The organism is Brevundimonas sp. KH_025 (assembly GCF_057839885.1).
Genome location: NZ_CM174501.1, coordinates 301226 through 325802, shown reverse-complemented (window position 1 = coordinate 325802; position 24577 = coordinate 301226). Strand labels below are relative to the sequence as shown.

23 protein-coding genes are annotated in these 24577 nt (G+C 69.9%); 15 read left to right on the top strand and 8 right to left on the bottom strand.

The window, feature by feature from the left end; genetic code table 11:
* Positions 1-7: 7 nt before the first annotated feature.
* Genes AC3IS2_RS01655 through AC3IS2_RS01645 form a run of 3 tightly spaced genes read left to right on the top strand, consistent with a single transcriptional unit; the run spans position 8 to position 3254 of the window.
* Complete coding sequence (locus tag AC3IS2_RS01655) at positions 8-802, top strand: DUF4198 domain-containing protein (protein ID WP_489198938.1); 795 nt, start codon at positions 8-10, stop codon at positions 800-802.
* The gene (locus AC3IS2_RS01650) at positions 772-1878 is read left to right on the top strand and encodes an FAD:protein FMN transferase (protein WP_489198937.1); all 1107 of its coding nucleotides are present in this window, start codon (positions 772-774) and stop codon (positions 1876-1878) included. The genes AC3IS2_RS01655 and AC3IS2_RS01650 overlap by 31 nt, the downstream gene beginning before the upstream one ends.
* Positions 1879-1880: 2 nt before the next feature.
* Positions 1881-3254 carry a sulfite reductase subunit alpha gene (locus AC3IS2_RS01645; protein WP_489198936.1) on the top strand — a complete coding sequence of 458 codons (1374 nt, stop codon included), beginning with the start codon at positions 1881-1883 and terminating at the stop codon, positions 3252-3254.
* A gap of 33 nt (positions 3255-3287) precedes the next feature.
* On the opposite strand, the gene AC3IS2_RS01640 is transcribed toward AC3IS2_RS01645, so the two are convergent.
* From AC3IS2_RS01640 to AC3IS2_RS01625, 4 genes are all read right to left on the bottom strand, one after another.
* Positions 3288-3965 carry a Fe2+-dependent dioxygenase gene (locus AC3IS2_RS01640; RefSeq protein WP_489198935.1) on the bottom strand — a complete coding sequence of 226 codons (678 nt, stop codon included), beginning with the start codon at positions 3963-3965 and terminating at the stop codon, positions 3288-3290.
* A gap of 91 nt (positions 3966-4056) precedes the next feature.
* Positions 4057-6342 carry a TonB-dependent receptor gene (locus AC3IS2_RS01635; RefSeq protein WP_489198934.1) on the bottom strand — a complete coding sequence of 762 codons (2286 nt, stop codon included), beginning with the start codon at positions 6340-6342 and terminating at the stop codon, positions 4057-4059.
* Between the two features lie 137 nt (positions 6343-6479).
* Entirely contained in the window at positions 6480-7691 is a 1212-nt protein-coding gene (locus AC3IS2_RS01630) for an NAD(P)/FAD-dependent oxidoreductase (RefSeq protein WP_489198933.1), read from the bottom strand.
* Between the two features lie 102 nt (positions 7692-7793).
* Complete coding sequence (locus tag AC3IS2_RS01625) at positions 7794-7973, bottom strand: endonuclease domain-containing protein (RefSeq protein WP_489200073.1); 180 nt, start codon at positions 7971-7973, stop codon at positions 7794-7796.
* A gap of 249 nt (positions 7974-8222) precedes the next feature.
* Here AC3IS2_RS01625 and AC3IS2_RS01620 point away from each other — a divergent pair, with 249 nt between their 5' ends.
* The 12 genes from AC3IS2_RS01620 (at position 8223) to glk (ending at position 20432) form a co-directional block, all read left to right on the top strand.
* Positions 8223-8522, top strand: a complete 300-nt coding sequence (locus tag AC3IS2_RS01620; RefSeq protein WP_489198932.1) for a YerC/YecD family TrpR-related protein — start codon at positions 8223-8225, stop codon at positions 8520-8522.
* Between the two features lie 9 nt (positions 8523-8531).
* Positions 8532-9413: an ATP phosphoribosyltransferase gene (gene hisG, locus AC3IS2_RS01615; protein ID WP_489198931.1), complete on the top strand. Its 882-nt coding sequence runs from the start codon at positions 8532-8534 to the stop codon at positions 9411-9413.
* Complete coding sequence (gene hisD, locus AC3IS2_RS01610; RefSeq protein WP_489198930.1) at positions 9413-10720, top strand: histidinol dehydrogenase; 1308 nt, start codon at positions 9413-9415, stop codon at positions 10718-10720. The genes hisG and hisD overlap by 1 nt, the downstream gene beginning before the upstream one ends.
* Positions 10717-12150, top strand: coding sequence for an imidazoleglycerol-phosphate dehydratase HisB (hisB, locus tag AC3IS2_RS01605; RefSeq protein ID WP_489198929.1), 1434 nt, complete (start codon positions 10717-10719; stop codon positions 12148-12150). The genes hisD and hisB overlap by 4 nt, the downstream gene beginning before the upstream one ends.
* Positions 12151-12316: 166 nt before the next feature.
* Positions 12317-12934: an imidazole glycerol phosphate synthase subunit HisH gene (gene hisH / locus AC3IS2_RS01600; protein WP_489198928.1), complete on the top strand. Its 618-nt coding sequence runs from the start codon at positions 12317-12319 to the stop codon at positions 12932-12934.
* Complete coding sequence (hisA, locus tag AC3IS2_RS01595; protein WP_489198927.1) at positions 12931-13665, top strand: 1-(5-phosphoribosyl)-5-[(5-phosphoribosylamino)methylideneamino]imidazole-4-carboxamide isomerase; 735 nt, start codon at positions 12931-12933, stop codon at positions 13663-13665. The genes hisH and hisA overlap by 4 nt, the downstream gene beginning before the upstream one ends.
* Entirely contained in the window at positions 13662-14429 is a 768-nt protein-coding gene (hisF, locus tag AC3IS2_RS01590) for an imidazole glycerol phosphate synthase subunit HisF (RefSeq protein WP_489198926.1), read from the top strand. Before hisA ends, hisF begins: the two co-directional genes overlap by 4 nt.
* 148 nt (positions 14430-14577) lie before the next feature.
* Positions 14578-15219: a bifunctional phosphoribosyl-AMP cyclohydrolase/phosphoribosyl-ATP diphosphatase HisIE gene (hisIE, locus tag AC3IS2_RS01585; protein ID WP_489198925.1), complete on the top strand. Its 642-nt coding sequence runs from the start codon at positions 14578-14580 to the stop codon at positions 15217-15219.
* A gap of 46 nt (positions 15220-15265) precedes the next feature.
* Positions 15266-16717: a glucose-6-phosphate dehydrogenase gene (zwf, locus tag AC3IS2_RS01580; RefSeq protein ID WP_489198924.1), complete on the top strand. Its 1452-nt coding sequence runs from the start codon at positions 15266-15268 to the stop codon at positions 16715-16717.
* Between the two features lie 183 nt (positions 16718-16900).
* The gene (gene pgl / locus AC3IS2_RS01575) at positions 16901-17629 is read left to right on the top strand and encodes a 6-phosphogluconolactonase (protein WP_489198923.1); all 729 of its coding nucleotides are present in this window, start codon (positions 16901-16903) and stop codon (positions 17627-17629) included.
* Positions 17629-19464 carry a phosphogluconate dehydratase gene (gene edd / locus AC3IS2_RS01570; RefSeq protein ID WP_489198922.1) on the top strand — a complete coding sequence of 612 codons (1836 nt, stop codon included), beginning with the start codon at positions 17629-17631 and terminating at the stop codon, positions 19462-19464. The genes pgl and edd overlap by 1 nt, the downstream gene beginning before the upstream one ends.
* On the top strand, positions 19464-20432 hold the full coding sequence (glk, locus tag AC3IS2_RS01565) for a glucokinase (protein ID WP_489198921.1): 969 nt from the start codon (positions 19464-19466) through the stop codon (positions 20430-20432). The genes edd and glk overlap by 1 nt, the downstream gene beginning before the upstream one ends.
* 38 nt (positions 20433-20470) lie before the next feature.
* Here the strand turns inward: glk and AC3IS2_RS01560 are convergent, their stop codons facing one another.
* From AC3IS2_RS01560 to AC3IS2_RS01545, 4 genes are all read right to left on the bottom strand, one after another.
* Positions 20471-20854, bottom strand: a complete 384-nt coding sequence (locus AC3IS2_RS01560) for a hypothetical protein (RefSeq protein WP_489198920.1) — start codon at positions 20852-20854, stop codon at positions 20471-20473.
* Positions 20851-22158, bottom strand: coding sequence for a homogentisate 1,2-dioxygenase (gene hmgA / locus AC3IS2_RS01555; RefSeq protein ID WP_489198919.1), 1308 nt, complete (start codon positions 22156-22158; stop codon positions 20851-20853). Before hmgA ends, AC3IS2_RS01560 begins: the two co-directional genes overlap by 4 nt.
* An 87-nt stretch (positions 22159-22245) precedes the next feature.
* Positions 22246-23379 carry an acyl-CoA dehydrogenase family protein gene (locus AC3IS2_RS01550; RefSeq protein WP_489198918.1) on the bottom strand — a complete coding sequence of 378 codons (1134 nt, stop codon included), beginning with the start codon at positions 23377-23379 and terminating at the stop codon, positions 22246-22248.
* A gap of 4 nt (positions 23380-23383) precedes the next feature.
* Positions 23384-24568, bottom strand: a complete 1185-nt coding sequence (locus AC3IS2_RS01545; RefSeq protein WP_489198917.1) for an acyl-CoA dehydrogenase family protein — start codon at positions 24566-24568, stop codon at positions 23384-23386.
* Positions 24569-24577: the final 9 nt, after the last annotated feature.

Sequence of the window (24577 nt, the reverse complement as noted above, 5' to 3'; positions counted from 1 at the left end):
TGAGATCATGAAAAAGACCCTCGCCTTCCTGTCGCTCGCCGCCGTCCTGGCCGCGCCGCTGTCGGCCCAGGCGCACCGCGCCTGGCTGGCTCCGACCTCGACCGTGCTGTCGGGCAATGACGCCTGGGTCGGCTTCGACGCCGGCATGTCGAACGGGGTCTTCATCCCCGACCACGCCGCCATGCGTCTGGCCGGACTGACCATCACCGCCCCGGACGGCCAGGCGGCTCAGGCCGAGAACGTCACTCAGGCCAAGTACCGCTCCAGCTTCGACCTGCACCTGTCGCAGCCTGGCACCTATCGCGTCGCCAACGTCGGCTCGGGCTTCATGGCCAGCTACAAGCAGGGCGGCGAGGCCAAGCGCTGGCGCGGCGCCGAGGCCGACTTTGCGACGGCCATTCCGGCCGACGCCACCGAGGTCGAGGCCGTCCGCACCGACAGCCGCACCGAGACCTTCGTGACGCTGGGCCAGCCCACCGACCTGAAGACGGTCGGCAAGGGTCTGGAACTGGCCCCCGTCACCCACCCGAACGACCTGGCCGCCGGCGAGGCCGCCACCTTCAAGCTGCTGAAGGACGGCCAGCCCGCCGCCAATGTCGAAGTGACCATCGCCCGCGGCGGCACCCGCTACCGCGACAACCCGGAAGAGATCACGGTCAAGACGGGCGCTGACGGCGCCTTCACCGTGACCTGGCCGGAAGCCGGTCTCTACTGGCTGGGCGCCTCGGTGCGCACGGCGGGCGTGAACGGCCAGCCCGGCTCGAACGCCTCGTGGAACGGCGCGCTGGAAGTCCTGCCCTGACCACGACACGCTCCAGCTCGACCCCGCCGCCGCTCCAGATCGGAGCGGCGGTTGAAGGCCGTCAGGACAACCGCGTCCTGATCCCGCCGACCGCGCGCGCGCCGGAACGGCCGCCCAGCGACCTGATCTGGTCGCTGGCGGGTACGAGCATGGGCACCACCTGGTCTGTGCGTCTGGTCCCGCCGCCGGGCGTTTCTCAAGAGACGTTTCAGGCGGCGATCGAGGCGGAGCTGGCGCGCGTCATCGCCCTGTTCAGCCCGTGGACGCCGAACAGCGAGATCAGCCGCTTCAACAACGCCCCGGCGGGAACGTGGGAGCTGTCGCCGGACTTCTGGTCGCTACTGAACGCGGCGCTGGATCTGGCCGACGACGTCAACGGCGCGGTCGATCCGACGCTGGGGGCGCTGGTCGATCTGTGGGGCTTTGGTCCGCCGGGACCGCGCGATCCGCTCAATCCCCTGCCCGCCGACGACGAGATCGAGGCGGCGCTGGCCGTGTCGGGCTGGCAGAGGCTGCGGCTGAACCGCGACGCGCGGGCGGCGGTGCAGGCCGGCGGGATGAAGCTGGACTTCTCGGGCATCGCCAAGGGTCACGCGGTGGACCGGGTCTCGGCCCGCCTGACCGAAATGGGCGCGACCTCGCATCTGGTCGAGATCGGCGGCGAACTTCTGGGGCGCGGCGTCAAGCCGGACGCCCAGCCCTGGTGGGTCGAGATCGAGGCCGCGCCCGGCTCGCCCGCGCCGCACACGGTCGCCGCCCTGTTCGACATCGCGGTCGCCACCTCGGGCGACTGGCGCCGCGCCTTCGTGCATGAAGAACGCCTCTATCCGCACACCCTGGACGGCTCGACCGGGCGGCCGGTGGACAATGGACTGGCGCAGGTCACGGTGTTTGACGCCTCGGCCATGCGCGCCGACGCCTTCGCCACAGCCCTGATGGTGCTGGGGCCGTTCGACGGGCCGGAGTTCGCCGAGGCCATAAAGATCGCGGCGCACTTCGTCGAACGGACCCCGCGCGGTCTGGTCGAGCGGATGAGCCCCGCCTTCGCCGCCATGATGGACGAAGAAGAAGCCTGATCGTGACTGCTGACGGAACCCGCTGGCTGTGGACGGCGCTCGCCGTCGCCCTGTGGCTGGGCCTGATCGGCCTGACGGTCTGGCGCGTGCGGGCTGCTGCACGCAAGGCCGCCGAACAGGCGCGCGCGCTGGCCGAGGCGGCGGGCGACGACGCCGTGCTGATCGCCTTCGCCAGCCAGACGGGGTTCGGCGAGGAACTGGCCTGGATGACCGCGCGGGCGCTCGGCGACGGCGGCGTCGGGGCGCGGATCACGGCCTTCAATGATCTGGATGTGGAGACGCTGAAGGGCGCGCGGCGCCTGCTGGTCGTGGCCTCGACCACCGGCGAGGGCGACGCGCCGGACGGCGCCGCCCGCTTCGTGCGGCAGGTGATGAAGGCCGAGGCCGACCTGTCGCATCTGTCCTATGGATTGCTGGCGCTGGGCGACCGGTCCTATGACGCCTATTGCAGCTTCGGCCACGCGGTCGGCGACTGGCTGGAGCGCAGCGGCGCCGAGACCCTGTTCGACCGGGTCGAGGTCGATAACGGCGACGCGGGCGCGATCCGTCACTGGCAGCATCAGTTGAACCAGCTGACCGGCTCGACCGCCGCCCCCGACTGGACCCCGCCCGCCTATGATCGCTGGCGTCTGGTCGAGCGAGCCTTGCTGAACGCGGGCAGCCCCGGCGGCGAGGCCTGGCATCTGGCCTTCGAACCCATCGACCATGCGCCCGACTGGGCCGCCGGCGACATCGCCGAGGTCGGCCTGCCCGCGCGCGACGGCGAACAGCCGGCCAGCCGTGAATACTCGGTCGCCTCCCTGCCCTCGGACGGGCGGGTCGAGTTCTGCATCCGCCTGATGACGCAGCCGGACGGCACGCCAGGTCTGGCCTCAGGCTGGCTGACGCAGGGCGCGCAGATCGGCGACGAGGTGGCCATGCGGGTGCGCGCCAACCGCGGCTTCCACGCCCCGCCGTCGGAAGCCCCCGTCATCCTGATCGGCAACGGCACGGGGATCGCGGGCCTGCGCGGGCATCTGAAGGCGCGGGCGCAGCACGCCGAGACGGGCGGGGCCTGGCTGCTGTTCGGCGAGCGGACGCGGGCGCACGACGCCCTCTACGACGCTGACCTGCAAGCCTGGCTGGCGTCGGGCGTCCTGACCCGGCTGGACCGCGCCTTCTCACGCGACGGGGATCAGAACCGCTACGTTCAGTCGCTGGTGGCCGAACACGCGCGGGAGGTGGCCGACTGGGTTGATCGCGGGGCCTATGTCTATGTCTGCGGCAGTCTGGAAGGGATGTCCAAGGGCGTTCACGCGGCGCTGGAGGCGGCCCTGGGCGAAGAACGCCTCACGCGGCTGACCGACAGCGGGCGCTATCGCCGGGACGTTTACTGAAGGAACGGCCCCTCTCCCGCCGGGAGAGGGTTGCTATACCTCAGACCAACGGCGCAGCAGGTTGTGATAGAGGCCGGTCAGTTCGATGACGGCCTGATCCTTCGGCCCCTTGTCCAGGTTCACCCGCTGGGTGGCGACGTCGAGGCGGAACAGGCTTTCGCGGTCGGCGTCGTCGCGCACCAGGCTTTGCAGCCACATGAAGCTGGAGACGCGCGCGCCGCGGGTGACGGGCGTGACCCGATGCAGGCTCTTGGACGGATAGAGGACCAGGTCGCCGGCCGGCAGCTTGACCGACTGGCTGCCGTACATCTCCTCGACGATCAGTTCGCCGCCGTCATAGTCCTCGGGTTCGGACAGGAAGAGGGTGGCCGACAGGTCGCTGCGGATGCGGACATCCCCACGCTGGCGAATGGCGTTGTCGACATGGACGCCGAACTCGCCGCCGCCCTCGTAGCGGTTGAACAGGGGCGGAAAGATCGTGTGCGGCAGGGCGGCCGAGACGAACATGGGATTGGCGTTCAGGGCCTGGACGATCAGGGCCGAGACTTCCCGAGCCGCCGCGCTGTCCTCGGGCAGTTGCAGGTTCTTCTTGGCGGCAGCCGACTGATGGCCCGAGGTCATGTTGCCGTCGGCCCAGGGACCGGCGTCGAGGGTCCGGCGCAGGGCCGCGACTTCGGCCTTGGTGAAGACGTCGGGGATGTGCAGCAGCATGGCTCTCTCACCGTAGAACGCATCGGCCCCGCCGCTCAGGAGAACGACGGGGCCGACATGATGGCGCGAAACGCGGTCGCCCAGTAGGGGCTTAGTAGCGGACGTTCAGCGTCAGGATGGCCGAACGGCCCGGCGCCGGGTCGGCGTGGTGAACGCCGTTGGTGCGCATGATGTATTCCTCGTCGCCCGCGTTCTGGACGTTCAGCTGCAGCGAGGCGCGGTCATTGATCTCATACGAGGCGAACAGGTCCACGCGGGTGTAGGCCGGCGCGTAAACGCGGTTGACGCCGCCGCCGGCCCCGCCCTGGTTGCCGCCCCAGGAATCGGAAACGTAGTAGACGCCGCCGCCCAGGCTCAGCTTAGGCAGGAGGCGGTAGGTGGTGAACAGGCTGGCGCTGTGCTCCGGCGTATTGGCCAGTTGCAGCCCCTCGTTGACGGCGCCGTTGACCAGTTCGGAATCCATCCAGGTGTAGCCGCCGAAGACCTGCCACTTGTCGGTGACATTGCCCGAGACGCCCAGCTCCAGGCCCTGAACCTCGACCTCGCCAGCCTGCTCGTACTGACCCACATCGACCAGAATCGCCGCATTCTTGCGGGTCAGGTGGAACAGGGCGCCGCTGAGGGCCAGACGGTCGTTGAACAGGTTGGTCTTAGCGCCGATCTCGAAGCTCTGGGTCTCTTCGGGGTCCAGCAGTTCAGTCGCCAGATTGCCCTGGCCCAGGCCGTTGCCGGCGTTCTGATCCCCGGCCGAGATGGTCGGCGGCGTCGAGGAGGTGGCGTAGGAGGCGTAGAGGCTGCTGCTCGCCGTCGGCTTGTAGACCAGGCCGACCTGATAGTTGACGAAGTCCCAGTCGCCGCTGCGCGGGGTCAGGGTCGGAACGGCGGGCGTGCCCACGTTCACCCAGTCGGCGCCCTCGACCGAATAGTCGTCCCAGCGCAGGCCGAGGTTGAGGATCCACTTCTCGCCGAACGCCATCGAGTCGAAGGCGTAGACGCCCAGGGTGTCGGTGGTGTTGTGGCTGACGTTGCCGCGCGTGATCGTGCCCGTCCAGGGATCGTTCGGGTTGGGGTTATAGACCGGGGTGCAGTCGAAGCCGGTCAGCGGCGCCGGGCAGGCCGTGCCGGTCAGGGTCATGACAATATAGGAGGCGTTGCGGTTCTTTTCGCGCGACAGCTCCAGGCCCATGTCGAAATTGTGCTTGATCGCGCCGGTCGTGAACGAACCGTGCAGATCGGTGACGTTGGCCAGGGTCTCGGCCGGGTTCCAGCGCGACTTGGTGCCCCGCTTCATCCACCAGACGCCGTTGACCAGCGCCGCGCCGGGGGTGGGCTTCGAATCGAACCGGCCGCCGTCGCCGGGATTGGTGACGACATAGTCGTTCAGCGTCTGCGACCAGCGGGTGACGTTGCGGATCGCCAGCGCATCGCTGAAGCGGTGATCGACGGCCAGGGTCAGGGTGTCGACCGTGTTGGTCAGATAGTCGCGCGCCTTCAGCCCGTAGAAGCTGTCGTAGGGCACGTCCAGGATGCCGCTGTCGGTCGGCCGATTGGCGGGGGCGAAGATCTTGTTGAACAGCGGGATGCCGTAGTCGGGCATCTGGTCGCTGTCGAGGTGGTAGTAGCTGGCGGTCACGGTGGTCGGCGTGCCGAGACCCGCGGCGATCGAAGCCCCCACGCCCCACTTGTCGAACTCGACCGAGTCGCGGCCGGCGACGTCGCCCTGCGAGGCCATGAGGTTCAGGCGCATGGCGGCGGTCGGGCTGACCTGCCAGTTGGCGTCCACCGTGCCGCGCGCATAGTCATCCGTGCCGGCGCCGGCCGAGCCGTGAACGAAGTTGGTCAGGCGCGGGGCCTTGGAGCCCAGGTTGATGCTGCCGCCGCCCGAGCCGCGGCCCGAGTAGACCGAATCCGGGCCCTTGATGACTTCGATCTGTTCCAGGTTGAAGACTTCGCGCTGCTGGCCGCCGCTGTCGCGGATGCCGTCGACGAAGATGTTGTTGCCCGAGGCCTGGCCGCGGATGAAGGGACGATCGGCCAGGGGCTGGCCGCCTTCGCCGGCGCCGAAGGTGATGCCCGGCGAGGTGCGCAAAATGTCCTGCAGCGAGGTGGCGGCGGTCTGTTCGATGATCTGCTGCGGGATCACGGTGACGGCGCGCGGCGTGTCGACCAGGGGGGCGACGAAGGTCGGGTCCTTGGGCTCGCGCTTCACGCGGTGGCCGTTCACGTCGATGGCGCCCAGGTTGGTGGCGTCCTGGGTCACATCCGCCGTCGCGATCGGCGCCTCGTCGGCGGCCAGAACGGGCGAGGCGCACAGCATGCCGGCGGCGCTGGAGGCGAACAGAAGCGCCTTGAGGGCGGAAGAACGAGCGTCGGACATGGGGGGAGGAACCAGTCGGTAATGTTGCGAGGCGGTCGCAATATCACCTTATTCCCACACCGCAAGTGACTCTGCGAATAAATCGCAATTGAGGCGCCAAAGTCACGCCGACCGGCCGTCCCCGGACGAAAACGTCCTCAGCTCGCCAGGGCCACGCCCTTCATCGACACGGCGGGATCGGCCAGCAGGGCGGCGTCCACCGGCGTCGCCTTGCCGATCAGCAGGCGCCCGCCCATGAATTCGGCCGGCGCATTGACCGCCTCGACGCAGACGATGCGGTCGCCGTTCAGATGGAAGACGGCGAAGGCGCCCGTCGCCGGGTCGCCGCGCACCACCTGTCGATCGGCGTCGAAGGGCAGGCCGGCGATCTGAAGTTTCACATCGTACTGGTCCGACCAGAACCACGGCACTTCCGCCGCCGGGGCCGGGCGGCCGACGATGGCGGCGGCGGCCTGCTTGGCCTGTTCCAGGGCGTTGGGCACGCTTTCCAGCCGGTGCATCCGCCCGCCGTGGGCCGGGAGGGGCCGGTGGGTCACGTCGCCGATGGCGTAGATGGCGGGGTCGCTGGTGCGGGCGGTCTCGTCGACCACCACGCCGTTCTCGCAGATCAGACCGGCGGTCCGCGCCAGGGCTTCGCGCGCCAGGGCGCCGACGCCGACGAGGATGGCGTCGGCCGCGATCAGGCTTCCGTCGGCCAGCCGGACGCCGCCGTCCTCGAATCCCGAGACCTCGGCGCCGGTCAGGATCTCGACGCCGTGCCGGCGGTGGAAGTCGGTGAAGAAGGTCGACAGGGTTTCCGACGCCACGCGCGCCAGCACCCGGTCCATGCGCTCGATCACCACCGCCTCGGCGCCCAGGGCGCGGGCCGAGGCTGCGGCTTCGAGGCCGACATAGCCGCCGCCGACCACGGCCAGCCGCTTGCCAGGGGCCAGCACGGCCTTCAGCCGTTCGGCGTCCTGGAGCGTACGCAGCTCCAACAGGTCGGGCCGGTCGGCGCCCGGGATGGCCAGTTTCCGCGCCATCGAGCCTGTGGCCAGGATCAGCACGTCGTAAGGCTCGACCGTCCCGTCGGCGAAGGCGACCGTCTTGGCCGACGCGTCGATGGCGGTCGCCGTGACGCCGGTGCGCAGGTCGATGGTCTGCTCGGCGTAGAAGCTCTCGGGGCGCAGCAGCAGGTCCTCCAGACCCGCCTCCCCCTTCAGCCAGGCCTTGGACAGCGGCGGCCGCTGATAGGGCGCCGCCGCCTCCTCGCCCGCTAGGACGATCTCGCCCTCATAGCCATACTGCCTCAGCAGCGCCGCCGCCGAGCCCCCCGCGTGTCCCGCGCCGATGATCAGAACCTTGGTCATAGCCAGACAGATAGAGCGGAGAGCAGTCAGTGGCGAGTGGCGAGATGCGCGCTTTTTCCTCCCCACTCGTGGGGAGGGGGACCGCGTAGCGGTGGAGGGGCGTTACCGCCCCGTCGCGTGCTGGATGATCACCGCCAGAACCCCGCCCAGATGATCTCGCACATCCGTCGCTCGCACGCGCATGACCTCCACGCCTTGCGTCGCCAGCCATCGCGTCCGCTGCTCGTCATGTGCGATCTGGCTTGGTTCATCGTGACTCGCTCCATCGACTTCAACCGCCAGACGCGCGGCATGACAGTAGAAGTCGACGAAACTTCAACCCTTCGAGGCCGCCCGCCTTGAGCTGCGACCACAGCCTCGCCTCCGGCGGGGTCAGGGCCCGACGCATTCCAGCAGCGCGTCGATAGGTTTCAATGCTCGGCGCCATAGCCCCTCCACCACTTCGTGGTCCCCCTCCCCACAGGTGGGGAGGAAAAGGAACCGGCTCGGACGGGTTGACCGTTCCATTGTTACAGCATAATGGAACACGCCATGAGCACCGACCCTGCCAAGATCGCCCTGCTAGACGCCCTGCTTTCGCTGCAGACGCGGGCGGAGGCTGACGCCTTTCTGGCGGACCTGTGCACCCCCGCCGAACTGCGCGCCTTTGCCGAGCGGTGGCAGGTGGCGCGGCTGCTGGACGGCGGGGACAAGACCTATCGCGAGATCGCGGTCGAGGCCTCGGCCAGCCCGACAACCGTGGTGCGCGTCGCGCGTTCCCTGAAGGACATGCCGCACCAGGGCTATCGCCTGGTGCTGGACCGCCAAAAAACGCCTTCTGGCCAAGCCTGAGTTGAGATCATGAGCACCGTGCAGGGGCGGCTACGCATCGCCGTCCAGAAATCCGGCCGTCTGGCCGAACGCAGCCTGGACCTGGTCCGCGACGCAGGGCTTCGCGTCATCAAGGGCAACAACGAACTGCTGTATCGGATCGAAAACTATCCGATCGACCTCTTGCGGGTACGCGACGACGACATCCCGACCTTCGTGGCGGACGGGGTCTGCGACCTCGGCATCGTCGGCGAGAACGTGCTGGAGGAAGGCCGCAACGGCGGGCCGAACGCCGAGGTGGTCATGCCGCTGGGCTTTGGCCGCTGCACGCTGAAGATCGCCGTGCCGCCGAGCCTGGACTACGCCGGACCGCAGTCGCTGGACGGCCTGCGCATCGCCACGTCCTATCCGAAGATCCTGCGTCGCTTCCTGAACGACCGCGACGTGCGCGCCGACATCGTCACCATGCGCGGCGCGGTCGAGGTCGCCCCCCGGCTGAAGCTGGCCTCGGCCATCTGCGATCTGGTGTCGACCGGGGCCACGCTGGAGGCCAACGGCCTGACGGCCAAGGAGACGGTGCTGGACAGCCAGGCCGTGCTGATCAAGGCGCCGGCCGCGCCCGAGGCCGGGCTGCAACACCTGCTGGACAGCATCATCGAGCGGATGGCGGGCGTGGTGTCCTCGCAGGGGGCCAAGTACGTCATGCTGAACGCGCCGCGCTCGGCGCTGGATCAGATCACCGCCATCCTGCCCGGTGCCGGGTCGCCCACCGTCATGCCCCTGTCGGGCCGAGACGACGCCGTGGCCGTCCACGCCGTCTGCCAAGAAGCCGTCTTCTGGGAGACGTTGGAGAAGCTGAAGGCGGCGGGGGCTTCGGCCATCCTGGTCCTGCCGATCGAGAAGATGATGTGATGAAGCGTATCGACTGGAACAAACTGGATGCCGCCGAGCGCAAGGCCGCGCTGGCCCGCCCGCAACGCCGCACCGAGGGCTTCGTCACCAGCGTGGTGCGCGAGATCTTCGACGACGTGCAGGCGCGCGGCGGTCAGGCCGTGACCGACTGGGCGATCAAGCTGGACGGGGCGGCCCCGCGCCGCGTGGCGATCACCGAAAAGGCCGCCGCCGAGGCCCGCGCCGACCTGCCGCCCGCCGCCGCGCGCGCCCTGCGGGTCGCCGCCGACAACGTCCGCGTCTTCCACGAGGCGACCCGGCCCGAGGACACCGCCTTCATCGAGACCACCCCCGGCGTGCGCTCCAAGCTGGTCTGGCGGGCCATCGGCTCGGCGGGCCTCTATGTGCCCGGCGGCACCGCGCCCCTGTTTTCGTCCCTGCTGATGCTGGCTGTTCCGGCGGGCGTGGCCGGGGTCCGGCGGCGCGTCGCCGTCACGCCCCCCTCGAAAGATGGGTCGGTCCACCCGGCCATGATCGTCGCCGCCGCCGAGGCCGGTCTGGACGAGCTTTGGCTGCTTGGCGGGGCCCAGGCCATCGCCGCCCTGACGTTCGGCGTCGACCTGGATGAAGGCGTCATCGAACCGGTCGACAAGCTGTTCGGACCCGGCAACGCCTATGTGGCTGAGGCCAAGCGCTATGCGTCAAGCCTGCCCGGCGGTCCGGCGCAGGACATGCCGGCGGGGCCGTCCGAGTTGCTGATCATCGCCGACCGCGACGCCGACTTCGAGATCGTCGCCGCCGACCTGCTGAGCCAGGCCGAACACGACGCCGACGCCCAGGTCATCCTGGTGTCCGACAGCGGCACGGCCCTGAACGAGATCGTCGCCGAGGTGGAGCGTCAGGTGGAGACCCTGCCCCGCGCCGCCGTGGCCCGCGCCTCGCTGGCCGAGGCCCGCGCCATCCGCGTGGCCGACATGGCCGAGGCCTGCGCCGTTGCCAACCTCTACGGCCCCGAGCACCTGTCCATCCAGGCCGAGGACGCCGAACTGCTGGTCGAGAAGATCACCGCCGCCGGGGCCGTCTTCGTCGGTCAGTGGGCAGCCGAGACGCTGGGCGACTACGCCGCCGGCCCCAGCCACGTCCTGCCGACCGACGGCGGGGCGCGGACGCTCGGAGGCATCACCACCGCCAGCTTCATGACCACCATGTCGGTGCAGACGGTGACCCAGGCCGGCGCCGCCGCCCTGGCCCCCGTCGCCGCCCGTCTGGCGCGGATGGAGGGGCTGGAAGGCCACGCCCGGGCGGCTGATCTGAGGACCGAAGCGTGACCCTGCCCGCCCCCTATCCGCCGCTGGTGTCGGGCGGCGAAGGTCTGGACCGCTATCCGGCCGATCCGACGGCGCTGGCCGCCCGATTGGCCGAGCTCTACAGCGTCGCCGCCGATCAGGTGCTGCCGCTGCGCGGCCTGACGCACGGGCTGGAACTGGTCTGGCGTCTGGCCGCCCGCGACGGACTGAAGGTGCAGGCGCCGGACGCCGAGCCCTATCAGGGGCTGGCGGCGCTCTACGCCCGTCCGACCGAAGGGGCGGACGTCGCCGCCGTGGTCATCCGCGCCCTGGGCTCGCCTGAAGCCGTGGCCGAGATGGCCGAGCGCGTCGCCCCTGCCCTGCTGGTCGTGGACGAAGGTCTGGTGGAGTTCGCCGAGGCGGCGTCCGCCGCAAGCGTGGTCAAGGACCACGCCAACCTGATCGTTCTGCGCAGCCTGTCGCTGGCCTATGGGCTGGCCGGGGCGCGGGTCGGGGCCGCCGCAGCCCAGGCCCAGACTCTGCTGCGGCTGGCGAGCGTGCTCGAACCCTACGCCCTGCCCGAGGTCTCGGTGCGGCTGGCGCTGCAGGCGCTGGACCCGTCGCGGATGATCGAGACCGCCGAGCGCATCGACGGCGTGCGCCGCGAGCGCGCCCGCGTCGTTGAGGCCCTGTCGCGGCTGATGCCGCTGGAGGCCGGGGTCGGGCCGGTGATCATCGCCCGGCCCTCCGATCCCGCAGCCGTCATCGCCGACCTGCGCCGCTTCGGCCTGAGCGCCGACGCGGCGGGCGAGCGCGTGCGCCTGCCGGTGTCGCTGAAGCCCGAGGTCAACGACCGGCTGCTGACAGCCCTGGGCGCCGTCGCGCCCAAGGTTCGCCGCACCCGCGTCGGCCAGGCCGTGCGCGATACGAAAGAGACGCGCATCGTCTGCGCCGTCGATCTGGACAGCGCCGGGCCGGTGACCATCCACACCGGCGTCGGCTTCTTCGACCACATGATCGAACAGGTGGCGGCGCACGGCGGATTTTCCATCCGTCTGTCGTGCGAGGGCGACCTGCACACCGATCCGCACCACACCATCGAGGACAGCGCCATCGCCCTGGGTCAGGCGCTGAAACAGGCGCTGGGCGAAAGGAAGGGCATCGCCCGCTACGGCTTCGTCCTGCCGATGGACGAGGCCAATGCGGCGGTCTCCATCGACCTGTCGGGCCGGCCCTATCCGGTGTTCGAGGGGACCTTCGCCACCCCCTTCATCGGCGACTACCGCACCGACCTGACGACCCACGTCATCCGCTCGCTGGCCGAGAACCTGGGCGCGGCGATCCACGTCACGGTCACCGGCGACGACGACCACCACAAGACCGAGGCCGTGTTCAAGGCCCTGGGGCGCGCGCTGAGGCAGGCCATCCGCGTCGAGGGCGACGTGGTGCCGTCGACCAAGGGGGTGCTGTGATGAGCGCCGCCTTTTCGATCCTCCCCTGCGGAGCGGGGGAGGGGGACCGCGCAGCGGTGGAGGGGGCAGGCCCCACACGCTGCGACCAGATTTCGCCCCCTCCACCATGCTGCGCATGGTCCCCCTCCCCCGTCGCTATGCGACAGGGGAGGATCGGAACCGGCTCATGAAGGAGGTCACCCTGATCGGTTACGGCTCGGGCAATGTCGCCTCGGTGCGGTTTGCGCTGGAACGGCTGGGCGCGCGGGTGCGGATCAGCGCCGACCCCGCCGACCTCGACGAGGCCGAGCGGATCATCCTGCCCGGCGTCGGCGCTGCGGGCTATGCCATGCAGCGGCTGAACGCGCTCGGTCTGGTCGAGCCTCTGCGTCAGTTCCAACGGCCGCTGCTCGGCGTCTGCCTAGGCCAGCAGCTGCTGTTCGAGACCAGCGCCGAGGACGAGGACACTGAGAACGGGGGCGCCGACCTGCTGGGCCTGATCCCCGGCCGGGTCGAGGCCATCCTTCCCGCCCCATCGCGGCCGTCGCCGCACATGGGCTGGAGCCGTCTGAGCCTCCGTCGCCCCGATCCCCTGCTGGAGGGGATCAAGGACGGCGACTGGGCCTATTTCGTGCACGGCTTCGTCTGCCCCGACGGTCCGGCGACGATCGCCGCCGCCGACTACGGCGTGCCGGTGCCCGCCGTGGTCAACAGCGCCAACCGCTGGGGCTGCCAGTTCCACCCGGAGCGGTCGGCGGCTGCGGGGGCGCGTATCCTGAAGAACTTCCTCGAGTTGCCCGCATGATCGTCTATCCCGCCATCGACCTGAAGGACGGCGTCTGCGTGCGGTTGATGCACGGGCGGTTCGATCAGGTGACCCGCTATGACGAGGTCCCGGCCGCGCGTCTGGCCGCCTTCGCCGCCGAGGGCGCCGCCTGGGTCCACATTGTCGATCTGGACGGCGCCGAGGCCGGTCGCGCCATGCAGCACGGCCTGATCGGCGAACTGGCGGCATCAAGCGCGGTCAAGATCCAGTCGGGCGGCGGCGTGCGGTCCGAGGCCGATGTCGAACGGCTGCTGGCAGCCGGCGTCAGCCGCGTCGTCGTCGGCTCGCTGGCCGTGACCCAATCCGACGCGGTGCTGGCCTGGCTGGACCGCTTCGGGTCCGAACGCATCACCCTGGCGCTGGACGTCAAGTATGAGGACGGGGTTCCGGTGCCGGCGCTGAAGGGCTGGACCCAGTCGGCGGGGGTCGATCTGTGGACCGTGCTGGAGCGCTATCCGTCCGACCTGCTGACCCATGTGCTGATGACCGACGTGGGCCGCGACGGCGCCCTGAGCGGGCCTAACCTCGACCTGCTGGGCGAGGCCCTGGCGCGTCGGCCGGAGCTGAAGATCCAGGCCTCGGGCGGGGTGGCGTCGCTGGACGACCTGACCGCCGCGCGCGATCTGGGCTGCGACGGCGCCATCGTCGGGCGGGCCATCTATGAGGGCCGCTTCACCGTGGCCGAAGCGCTGAAGGCGGTCGCCCAATGACGGCGAGACGCATCATCCCCTGCCTGGACGTCAAGGACGGGCGGGTGGTCAAGGGCGTGCGCTTCGAGGGCCACGTCGACATGGGCGACGCCGCCGAACTGGCCGCGCGCTATCGCGATCAGGGCGCCGACGAACTGGTCTTCTACGACATCACCGCCAGCCCCGAGGGGCGGACGCTGGACTATGGCTGGGTGCAGGACATCGCCCGGCTGCTGGACATCCCCTTCTGCGTCGCCGGCGGCATCCGCACGGTGGAGCAGGCGGCGCGCTGTCTCGACCACGGGGCCGACAAGGTGTCGATCAACTCCCCCGCGCTGGAGCGCCCCGAACTGATCGGCGAGATGGCCGCTCGGCTGGGTCGGCAATGCGTCGTCGTCGGCGTCGACAGCGCCTTTCAGGACGGCGAGTGGCGGGTGCACAAATACACCGGCGATCCGAACGCCCGGCGCGGCGCAGGCAAGCTGACCATGGACTGGATCGTCGAGGCGCAAGAACTGGGCGCTGGCGAGATCGTGCTGAACTGCATCGATCAGGACGGGGTGCGGCGCGGCTATGACGTGGCCCAACTGGCCGAGGCGCGGCGGCGGCTGACCATTCCGCTGGTGGCCTCGGGCGGGGCGGGCGCGGTCGAGCATTTCCGCGATGTCTTCCTTGAAGCGGACGTGTCGGGCGCCTTGGCCGCCAGCGTCTTCCACTCGGGCGCGATCGCGATTCCCGATCTCAAACGTTACCTCGATCAGGTCGGGGTGGAGGTGAGGCTATGACCGCCCTCCTCCCGCTCATCCCCGCGGAGGCGGGGACCCAGGGCTTTGGCGACAAACGCCGCCTGCTGGGTTTCGCAGACAAGGCCGCCGTCCGTCAGATGGCTCAAACCTGGGTCCCCGCCTCCGCGGGGATGAGCGGATCAAATTCATGAGCCTCGACATCAGCAAGATCGACTTCGCCCAACTGGACTTCGCCAAGGGGAACGGCCTGATCCCCGCCGTGGTGCAGGACGCCGACACCCTGCAGGTGCTGACGCTGGCCTATATGGACGAGGCGGCGCTGCGCGAGACGCTGGACAGCGGCCAGGCCACCTTCTTCTCGCGCTCGCGCGGCGGGCGGTGGAGGAAGGGCGAAACGTCCGGCGATTTCCTCAATGTGGTCTCGGTGACGCCCGACTGCGACGGCGACGCCGTGGTGGTGAAGGTGCGCCCGGTCGGCGCCGCCTGCCACCTGAACCGCGTCAGCTGTTTCGGCGACGAGGACGCGCCGGGGCTGGGCCGCATCGGTCGTCTGGAGCGCACCATCCACGTCCGCGCCCAGGCCGACCCCAACGACAGCTGGACCGCGCGCCTGATCGCCCAGGGGCCGAAGCGCGCGGCGCAGAAGGTCGGCGAAGAGGGCGTCGAGACGGCCCTGGCGGGCGCCGCGGGCGACGAGGCGGAACTCGCCAGCGAGTCGGCGGATTTGATCTATCACCTGCTGGTCCTTCTCCATGCGCGTAACATGGTGTTTCAGGAAGTGCTGGACGTCTTGGCGCGCCGCGCGCAACCGGCCAAGGACGATAGCTAGGCCGTAAGGCGAAACCCCGCGCGTCGGGGGCACGGAGGAAGCGCGAATGGCGGCTCTCATTCTGTTCGGCGGAGGCGGCGACCTCGCCATGCGGATGCTGCTGCCGTCGCTCTACTTCCTCGACCACGACGGCCTGCTGCCCGAGGGGCTGAAGATCATCGGCGCAGCGCGGTCCGAGGAAAGCGCCGAGGACTATGTCGCCAAGGTCCATGAGGCGGTGAAGGCCCGCGCCGAGGCCGACGGCGGCTGGAACGAAGCCAGCTGGGCGCGCATGGCCGCCCGCCTCGACTATCTGGCCGTGGACGCCACCAATCCCGACAGCCTGGCCCCGTTGAAGGCGAAGTGCGGCGACGAGGAGGTGACGTCGTTTCTGGCGGTCTCGCCCTCGCTCTATGGTCGCATCGTCACGGCGATGAAGGCGGCGGGCCTGGCCGAGAAGAACTGCCGCATCGTGCTGGAGAAGCCGGTCGGGCGGGACCTGGCCAGCTTCCGCGAAATCGACGACGCCGTGGCCCACGCCTTTGACGAGCGTCAGGTGTTCCGCATCGACCACTATCTGGGCAAGGAGACGGTTCAGAACCTGATCGCCCTGCGTTTCGGCAACACCATCTTCGAGCCTTTGTGGAACAACCTGACGGTCGACCACGTCCAGATCACGGTCGGCGAGACCGTCGGGGTCGGCGACCGCTGGCCCTATTACGACGAATACGGCGCCCTGCGGGACATGCTGCAGAACCACATGCTGCAGCTGTTGTGTCTGGTGGCGATGGAGCCGCCCAGCGACCTCGACCCGGACTCGGTCCGCAACGAGAAGGTCAAGGTGTTGCGCAGCCTTCGCCCCGTCACGCCGGAGGAGGTCGAACGCGTCACCGTGCGCGGCCAGTATGTCGCGGGCGAGGTCGAGGGCCGGCCAGCGAAGGCCTATCAGGACGAACGCGGCCAGCCGTCCGACACCGAGACCTTCGTCGCCGTCCGCGCCGACATCGACAACTGGCGCTGGGCGGGCGTGCCCTTCTTCATGCGCACCGGCAAGCGGCTGCGGGAGAAGCGCACCGAGATCGTCATCCAGTTCAAGCCGGTGCCGCACTCCATCTTCGGACACGGCGAGGTCAGCGCCAACCGCCTGATCATCGAACTCCAGCCCGAGGAAGACATTTCCCTGTCGGTGATGAACAAGAAGCCGGGGCTGGATCAGCGCATGCAGTTGCAGCCGATCAAGATGAGCCTGTCCTGGGGGCAGGACGGCAGGGACGCCGCCCCGCCGCGCCGCCGCATCGCCTATGAGCGGCTGCTGCTGGACGCGCTCAAGGGCGACTCCACCCTGTTCGTGCGCCGCGACGAGGCCGAACAGGCGTGGAAATGGGTCGATGAGGTGTCGGAGGCCTGGGACGGCGCCCGCTTCAAGCCGCTGGGCTATGTCGCCGGAACCTGGGGGCCGGAGACGGCGGACCTGCTGCTGTCGCGGACCGGCCGGAAGTGGAACACGCGCGATGAGTAGAATGGCACATAAGCCCTCCCCTCGAGGGGGAGGGTTGGGAGGGGTGAAGGCACGTCGCTTCCCGCTTCACGCCGGAGGGCTCTGCGGGTCGTTCAGCGCCGCCTCGCGCGCCTCTTTCTTCGCCGCCCTGCCGACACCCCGTCCCCCGACCCCTTCCCCCTCGAGGGAAAGGGGAGGCATGTCATGACCCAAACCCTCATCGAAACCTTCCCCGACAAGGCCGCCTGGGCCGAAGCCGCCGCCGCGCGCCTGGCCGAAACCCTGGGCGCGGCCGTGCTGGACAACGGCAAGGCCGTGTTCGCGGGCGCGGGCGGCTCGACCCCGACGCCGATCTACGCCGACCTGGCCTGCATCGACCTCGACTGGTCCAAGGTCGTCGCCACCCTGGTGGACGAACGCTACGTGGCCGAGACCTCGCCCGACTCGAACGCGGCCTTGATGAAGCGGACCCTGCTGACCGGCCGGGCCTCGGCCGCGCGCTTCCTGCCCCTCTATTCCCCCGCCGTGACCGTGGACCGCGCCGCCGCCGAGGCGTCGAAGGCGCTTGCATCCTCGATTGGGGCCGCAGAAGGCGGGCGCCTCGACGCCGTCCTGCTGGGTATGGGCGAGGACGGCCATATCTGCTCGATGTTCGCCGACAGCCCGACGCTGAAGACCCTGCTGTCGCCGGATCTGAAGCCCGCCGTCTATGGCGTGCCGCCGGGCCGCGACGGTCTGGCGCCGGCGCAGGAACGTTTGTCGATCAACCTGCCCTATCTGGCCTCGGCGGAGCGGGTGGTGCTGGCCCTGACCGGCGCCGCCAAGCGCGCCGTGTTCGAGCGCGAGGCGCAGGGCGATCCGAAGACCCATCCCATCGCCGCCCTGATCGCGGCGAAGGCTCCTCTTGAAGTGCTTTGGACGGAGGCCGCCTGATGGCTCCCCCCCTGAACCCGGTGGTGGCCGAAGTCACCGCCCGCATCGTCGAACGCAGCCGCGCGACCCGCGCCGACTACATCCGCCGCATGGACGCCGCCCGCGACAGCGGCGCCGGGCGGGCCAAGCTGTCCTGCGCCAACTGGGCCCACGCCTTCGCCGGCCAGACCGTGGCCGACAAGCTGACGGCCATGACCGGCGCCCAGCCCAATGTCGGGATCGTCACCGCCTACAACGACATGCTGTCGGCGCATCAGCCGTTCGAGCGCTTCCCCGGCGTCATCCGCACGGCCGTCCGCGAGGTCGGCGCCACGGCCCAGGTGGCGGGCGGAACCCCGGCGATGTGCGACGGCGTCACCCAGGGGCGCCCCGGCATGGAGCTGTCCCTGTTCAGCCGCGACGTCATCGCCATGGCGACCGGCGTGGCCCTGACCCACGACGCCTTTGACGCCGCCATGATGCTGGGCGTCTGCGACAAGATCGTGCCGGGCCTGTTCATGGGGGCGCTGGCGTTCGGCCATCTGCCGGTCGTCTTCGCGCCCGCAGGACCCATGCCGTCGGGCATTCCCAACGCCGAGAAGGCCCGCGTCCGCGCCCTCTACGCTCAGAACAAGGTGGACCGCGCCACCCTGCTGGCCAGCGAGATCGGCTCCTATCACTCGCCCGGAACCTGCACCTTCTACGGCACGGCCAACTCCAACCAGATGATGATGGAGATCGCCGGCCTGCATATGCCCTCGACCGCCTTCGTCCACCCGGACACCGGCCTGCGCGACGCCCTGACCGCGGCGGCCGCCAAGCGCGCCGTCGAACTGGCTCGGTCGGGCCAAGGCCGCATGGCCGACGTCGTGTCGGAAAAGACCATCGTCAACATGATCGTCGCCCTGCTGGCCACTGGCGGCTCGACCAACCACGCCATCCATCTGGTGGCCATGGCGCGGGCGGCGGGGGTGCTGATCGACTGGACCGACATGGACCAGCTGTCGTCGGCGACGCCGCTGCTGGCGCGGATCTATCCCAACGGCTCGGCCGATGTGAACGCCTTCCAGGCGGCGGGCGGCACGGCCTTCGTGACGCGCGAACTGATCCAGGCGGGCGTCCTGCACAACGACGTGACCACCATCATGGGTCGGGGCATGGAGCCCTATTTCCAGGAGCCCTGCCTGATCGACGGCGAATTGGTCTGGCGCGACACGGTGGCTGAAAGCCTCGACCTCGACATCCTGCGCCCCGCCTCCGACCCGTTCCAGAAGGACGGCGGCCTGCGGCTGGTGCAGGGCGACCTGGGCCGGGCTGTGATCAAGGTCTCGGCGGTCAAACCCGAGCACCGCATCGTCGAGGCCCCCGCCGCCGTGTTCGAGACCCAGGAAGACGCCTTGGCCGCCTTCAAGGCCGGAGCGCTGGATCGCGACGTGGTCGTGGTCCTGCGCTTTCAGGGGCCGCGCGCCAATGGGATGCCGGAACTGCATTCCCTGTCGCCCGCACTAGGCGTGCTGCAGGACAAGGGGTTCAAGGTCGCCTTCGTCACCGACGGCCGCATGTCGGGCGCCAGCGGCAAGACCCCCGCCGCCATCCATGTCAGCCCCGAGGCGCTGGCGGGGGGCCCTCTGGCCCATGTGAAGGACGGCGACGTCATCCGCCTGGACCCCGAAGCCGGGGTGCTGACCACCGTCGGCGGGATCGACCTGAGCGCCCGTCCGGCGGTCCAGCGCAGCCCGGCCCACGCCGACGCCAGCCGCTGGGGCTATGGCCGCGAACTGTTCGGCGCCTTCCGCCACATCGTGACCGCCGCCGAACAGGGCGCCACGGTCTGCTACGCCCGGCGCGACGTGTGATGGCCGGCCTGACCCTTCTGGTCGGGGATGTCGGCGGCACCAACGCCCGCTTCGCCCTGGCCCGGAGGGTCAATGGCCAGATCGTGCTGGACCACCACCAGAGCTTCCCCGCCCACGAACACCCGACCTTCCTTGGCGGGGTGAAGGCCTATCTCGACGGCTGCGCGGTCAAGCCGTCGGGCGGGGTGCTGGCGGTGGCCGGGCCGGTGACGGAGGGGGCTATCGACCTGACCAATTCGCCGTGGGCGGTGTCGGAGGGCGAACTGCAGACCCTCGGCCTGAACCCGGTCAGGCTGATCAACGACTTCGAGGCCCTGGCCTGGGGCGCGCCCGTCGTGCCGGAGGATCAGTTGGCCTCGCTGGGCGGGCCGATGAGCGGCGATCCGCACGCCGCCCTCGCGGTGCTCGGTCCCGGCACCGGCTTCGGCGTCTCGGCCCTGGCGCGCGACCGCCACGGGCGCGAGATCGCCCTGCCCAGCGAAGGCGGCCATGCATGCTTCGCCCCCGACGACGCGGTCGAGGACGAGATCCTGCGCATCCTGCGCCGCCGCTACGGCCGGGTGTCGATCGAGCGGCTGATCTGCGGGCCGGGCCTGCTGAACATGCACCGGGCCCTGGCCGAGATCGACGGGCGCGAAAGCCGTATCGACGACCCGGCAGAGATCACGGAAGCGGCGCTAAAGGACCCGAATACGCCCTGCGGCGCGACGCTCGCGCGGTTTTGCGCCATCCTCGGCGCCGTGGCCGGAGACGTGGCCCTGACCCTGGGGGCACGCGGCGGCGTCTATATCGCCGGCGGCATCGCCCCGCGCATCCTGCCCTTCCTCAAGGCCAGCCCCTTCCGCGAACGGTTCGAGCGCAAGGGCCGGCTCCAGCCCTATATGCAGGCCATCCCGACCAAGGTGATCCTGCACAAGCAGGCCGCGCTTCTGGGCGCCGCGCGGGTGGCCTTCAATGAGGCGGGGTGAGCTTTCGATCCTCCCCTGCGCAGCGGGGGAGGATCAGGTCAGTCGATGCAGAGCGTCGGCTCGGCCTTGCCGTCCTTGACCGTGGTGCGGCAGCCGAAGCGGTTGCTGTCGGCCTGACAGGCGCCGACCGCGCGGGCGCCGGGGGCTATGCCGCTGTTGCCCGCGATCTCGCAGTCACCCTCGCATTGCGAGGCGTCGGTGCAGCGCTTGCCCGCGTCGGCGTATTTGACCACGCACTGCCAGGACTGCATCCGCCCGACCTGCTGCATCTCGCCGCCGCGCGCCGTGCAGGACGAGGTCGTGACCGTCATCTTCGGCGGCTCGGGCTCATCAACGGTCGGGACTGCGGGCTCGGGCGCGGGCGTCGGCGAGCAGGCCGCCAGAGCCACACCGGCGGCGAACAGCAGGGCTTTCAGCTTCATCCGACCTGTCCCTTCTCGAACCCGGTCCAGCAGTCGTCGTAGTCGAGCTGCATCAGCGGCGTCTTCTCGGCCCAGGCCGTGGTGCGGATGGGCATCCGCGTCTCGAACATGAAGGCCAGGGTGTTCTCGATCTTGTGCGGCTTCAGCTCGGCCTGGGTCGCGCCGTTCCAGCTGGCTTGATCGGGACCGTGGCCGCTCATGCGGTTGTGCAGGGAGGCGCCGCCGGGGGCGAAGCCGCCCGCCTTGGCGTCGTATTCGCCGAACACCAGCCCCATGAACTCGCTCATGACGTTGCGGTGGAACCACGGCGGCCGGAAGGTGTCCTCGGCCACCATCCAGCGCGGCGGGAAGATGACGAAGTCGCAGTTGGCCGTGCCGGGCGTGTCGCTGGGCGAGGTCAGGACGGTGAAGATCGACGGGTCCGGGTGGTCGTAGCTGACCGTGCCGATGGTGTTGAACCGCGCCGTGTCATAGCGATAGGGGGCGTAGTTGCCGTGCCAGCCGACCACGTCCAGCGGACTGTGGCCAAAGGTGGTGGCCCACAGCAGGCCGCCGTATTTCTGCACGCACTGGGTCGGGCGGTCCACGTCCTCGAACCAGGCGACCGGCGTCTCGAAATCGCGCGGATTGGCCAGGCCGTTGGAGCCGATGGGACCAAGGTCCGGCAGGCGGAAGGGCGAGCCGTAGTTCTCGCAGACATAGCCGCGGATCTCGGCACCGCTGGGGCCATCCACCTCGACGCGGAAGCGGACGCCGCGCGGAATGACGACGACATGGCCGGGCGCGGCCTCGATCACGCCCATCTCGGTGACGAAGCGCTGCGCCCCCTCCTGCGGCACGATCAGCAGCTCGCCGTCGGCCGAGTAGAAGACCCGGTCGGTCATCGACCGGTTGGCGACATAGAGGTGGATGCCCACGCCCACGCCGGAATCGGCGTCGCCGTTGCCGCCATAGGTGGTCAGGCCCTCGACCCAGTCGGTCGGCTGGTCCGGCATGGACAGGGGATCCCAGCGCATCCGGTTGGGGTTGGGCGGGGTCTCGGTGAAGGGACCTGAGCGCACCCGTCCCTGAGCGAAGGGCTGATACGGCCCGTGCTGGGCCGAGGGCCGCAGACGGTAGAGCCAGCTGCGCAGATTGTGATCGCGCGGCGCGGTGAAGGCCGCGCCCGACAGCTGCTCGGCATAAAGGCCCAGGGCCGGGCGCTGCGGCGAATTCCGCCCGACCGGCAGGGCGCCTTCGACGGCCTCGGTGGCGAAATGATTGGCGAAGCCGGTCTGATAGGCGGGCGCGTTGGATCGCGTCATGTGGTTTCTCCCTTGCAGGAGGTTTAGCGGGCGAACCGCACGCCGTCATCCCGGCCAAGCTCAGCTTTGCCCTGGATCAAACAAGCGTCAGAACCCCTGGCTGCGCGCCAACCGCTCGGCGTGGAAGCCTGCGTCGCCGAGCAGTTCGTTCAGGACGCGCACCCGCTTCATGAACAGGCCCACGTCGAACTCGTCGGTCATGCCGACGCCGCCGTGCATCTGGACCGCCTCCTGCACCGCCAGTTCGGCGACGCGGCCGGCCTTGGCCTTGGCGATCCCGGCGGCGGCTTCCGCGTCGGGGCGGCCCGCGTCGATGGCCTGAAGCGCGGCCAGGCTTGCAGCCTTGGCCAGCTCCAGCTCGGTGAACAGGTGGGCGGCGCGGTGCTGCAGCGCCTGAAACTCGCCGATCAGCTTGCCGAACTGTTTGCGGGTGCGCAGGTATTCGAGCGTCACCTTGAAGGCCTGATCCCCCGCCCCGACCAGAGAGGCGGCGGCGCAGGCCCGGCCCAGGGTCAGGGCGGCGTCCAGCGGCCCCTGCCCCTCGCCCACGGCGCCGATCACGGCGTCGGCGTCCACCACCACGTCGGTCAGGGTGACGCGCGCAGCGTTATGAGCGTCGACCATCACGGTGCGTTCGACCGCGACGCCCGGCGTCTGGGGGTCGATCAGGAAGAGGGTCAGGCCGTCGTCTGCCCCATCTTCCTGAATTCGGGCCGCGACGATCAGGACGTCGGCGACGTGGCCGTCCAGCACGAAGCCCTTGGCGCCGTTCAGTTTGAAGCCGTTGCCGGCGCGTTCGGCCCGCGTGGTGATCTTGGCCGGGGCGTGCTTGGGGCCTTCATCGACGGCGAGGCTGAGGATGGCCTCGCCCGCCGCGATCCGGCCCAGCCAGGTCTTCTGCGCCGCCGAACCCGCCGCCTTCAGCACGCTTGCGGCCAGCACCGACGAGCCCATGAAGGGCGAGGGCGTCAGGGTGCGGCCCAGGCTCTCGGCGATGACGCCCGCCTCGACGGCGCCGAGGCCCGATCCGCCGTTGTCCTCGGGAATGACGACGCCCGCGAAACCCATCTCGCCAAAGGCCCGCCACAGGTCGCGCGAGACGCCGTCGGGGTCGCGGCTGTCGCGCAGTTTCCTTAGGTGCGCGATAGGTGCGTGTTCGTTCAGGAAGCCGTCGGCGGCGTCCTGCAGCATGGTCTGCTCTTCGGTCAGGATCAGGGGCATGGGCTCAGGCTCCCGGCAGCAGCAGCAGGTGTTTGGCGATGATGTTCAGCTGGATTTCGCTGGTGCCGCCTTCGATGGAGTTGGCCTTGGTGCGCAGCCAGTCGCGCGCGGCGGCGCCGTCCTTGGAGCGTTCGCCCTCCCATTCCAGCGCGTCCGAGCCGCCCGCCGCCATGACCAGTTCGTGGCGGCGCTTGTTCAGTTCCGAGCCATAGTATTTCAGCATGGAGGCGATCGCCGGATGGGCCTGCTTGGCCTTCACCTGATCCCCCACCCGCTCCATCGCCAGACGGAAGGCGGCGGCGTCGATGTCGTAGTCGGCGATGCGGGCGCGCAAGGACGGCTCGTCCAGCCGCCCGGCCTCGTCCACGCCGAGCGTATCGACCGCGACCTGCCCCAGGGGGCGGCCGACGCCCGTGTCGCCCATGGCGCCGATCATGGTCCGCTCGTGCGCCAGCAGGGCCTTGGCCACGTCCCAGCCGCGGTTCAGCGTCCCGACCAGGTTCTCCTTTTCCACGCGCACGTCGTCGAAGAAGGTCTCGCAGAAGGGCGACTTGCCGCTGATCAGCGTGATGGGGCGGGTGCTGACGCCCGGCGTCGCCATGTCGAACAGGACGAAGCTGATGCCCAGGTGCTTGGGCGCCTCGGGGTCGGTGCGCACCAGGCAGAAGATCCAGTCGGCCTGGTCGGCGTAGGAGGTCCAGACCTTCTGGCCGTTGACGATCCAGTGGTCGCCGCGATCTTCGGCGCGGGTCTGGATCGAGGCGAGGTCGGAGCCGGAGCCGGGCTCGGAATAGCCCTGACACCAGCGGATCTCGCCGCGCACGATGGGCGGCAGGAAGCGCTGCTTCTGTTCCTCTGAGCCAAAGGCCAGCAGCGCCGGGCCGAGCATCCAGATGCCGAAGCTGGCCAGCGGCGCCTGCGCCTTGAGGCGGCGCATTTCGGAGGCCAGCACCTTGGCCTCCTCGCGGTTCAGGCCGCCGCCGCCGTAGGCGCTGGGCCATTCCGGGGCGGTCCAGCCGCGCTCGGCCATGCGCTCCAGCCAGAGCTTGTGCGCCGGGGTCTTGAACACGGGGTTGCGGCCGCCCCAGACATAGTCCTCGTCGCCGTCGCGCGGCCCGCGCACCTCGGCCGGGCAGTTGGCCTCCAGCCAGGCGCGCGTCTCGGCGCGGAACGTCTCCAGATCGGCCATGCCGCCCTC

What these genes read in the sequence shown, in the direction of transcription:
- AC3IS2_RS01655 (WP_489198938.1), top strand. Translation starts at nt 8, where the DNA reads ATGAAAAAGACCCTCGCCTTCCTGTCGCTCGCCGCCGTCCTGGCCGCG.
- AC3IS2_RS01640 (WP_489198935.1), bottom strand. Translation starts at nt 3,965, where the DNA reads ATGCTGCTGCACATCCCCGACGTCTTCACCAAGGCCGAAGTCGCGGCC.
- AC3IS2_RS01635 (WP_489198934.1), bottom strand. Translation starts at nt 6,342, where the DNA reads ATGTCCGACGCTCGTTCTTCCGCCCTCAAGGCGCTTCTGTTCGCCTCC.
- AC3IS2_RS01630 (WP_489198933.1), bottom strand. Translation starts at nt 7,691, where the DNA reads ATGACCAAGGTTCTGATCATCGGCGCGGGACACGCGGGGGGCTCGGCG.
- AC3IS2_RS01620 (WP_489198932.1), top strand. Translation starts at nt 8,223, where the DNA reads ATGAGCACCGACCCTGCCAAGATCGCCCTGCTAGACGCCCTGCTTTCG.
- hisG (WP_489198931.1), top strand. Translation starts at nt 8,532, where the DNA reads ATGAGCACCGTGCAGGGGCGGCTACGCATCGCCGTCCAGAAATCCGGC.
- hisD (WP_489198930.1), top strand. Translation starts at nt 9,413, where the DNA reads ATGAAGCGTATCGACTGGAACAAACTGGATGCCGCCGAGCGCAAGGCC.
- hisH (WP_489198928.1), top strand. Translation starts at nt 12,317, where the DNA reads ATGAAGGAGGTCACCCTGATCGGTTACGGCTCGGGCAATGTCGCCTCG.
- hisA (WP_489198927.1), top strand. Translation starts at nt 12,931, where the DNA reads ATGATCGTCTATCCCGCCATCGACCTGAAGGACGGCGTCTGCGTGCGG.
- hisF (WP_489198926.1), top strand. Translation starts at nt 13,662, where the DNA reads ATGACGGCGAGACGCATCATCCCCTGCCTGGACGTCAAGGACGGGCGG.
- hisIE (WP_489198925.1), top strand. Translation starts at nt 14,578, where the DNA reads ATGAGCCTCGACATCAGCAAGATCGACTTCGCCCAACTGGACTTCGCC.
- zwf (WP_489198924.1), top strand. Translation starts at nt 15,266, where the DNA reads ATGGCGGCTCTCATTCTGTTCGGCGGAGGCGGCGACCTCGCCATGCGG.
- pgl (WP_489198923.1), top strand. Translation starts at nt 16,901, where the DNA reads ATGACCCAAACCCTCATCGAAACCTTCCCCGACAAGGCCGCCTGGGCC.
- edd (WP_489198922.1), top strand. Translation starts at nt 17,629, where the DNA reads ATGGCTCCCCCCCTGAACCCGGTGGTGGCCGAAGTCACCGCCCGCATC.
- glk (WP_489198921.1), top strand. Translation starts at nt 19,464, where the DNA reads ATGGCCGGCCTGACCCTTCTGGTCGGGGATGTCGGCGGCACCAACGCC.
- AC3IS2_RS01560 (WP_489198920.1), bottom strand. Translation starts at nt 20,854, where the DNA reads ATGAAGCTGAAAGCCCTGCTGTTCGCCGCCGGTGTGGCTCTGGCGGCC.
- hmgA (WP_489198919.1), bottom strand. Translation starts at nt 22,158, where the DNA reads ATGACGCGATCCAACGCGCCCGCCTATCAGACCGGCTTCGCCAATCAT.
- AC3IS2_RS01550 (WP_489198918.1), bottom strand. Translation starts at nt 23,379, where the DNA reads ATGCCCCTGATCCTGACCGAAGAGCAGACCATGCTGCAGGACGCCGCC.
- AC3IS2_RS01545 (WP_489198917.1), bottom strand. Translation starts at nt 24,568, where the DNA reads ATGGCCGATCTGGAGACGTTCCGCGCCGAGACGCGCGCCTGGCTGGAG.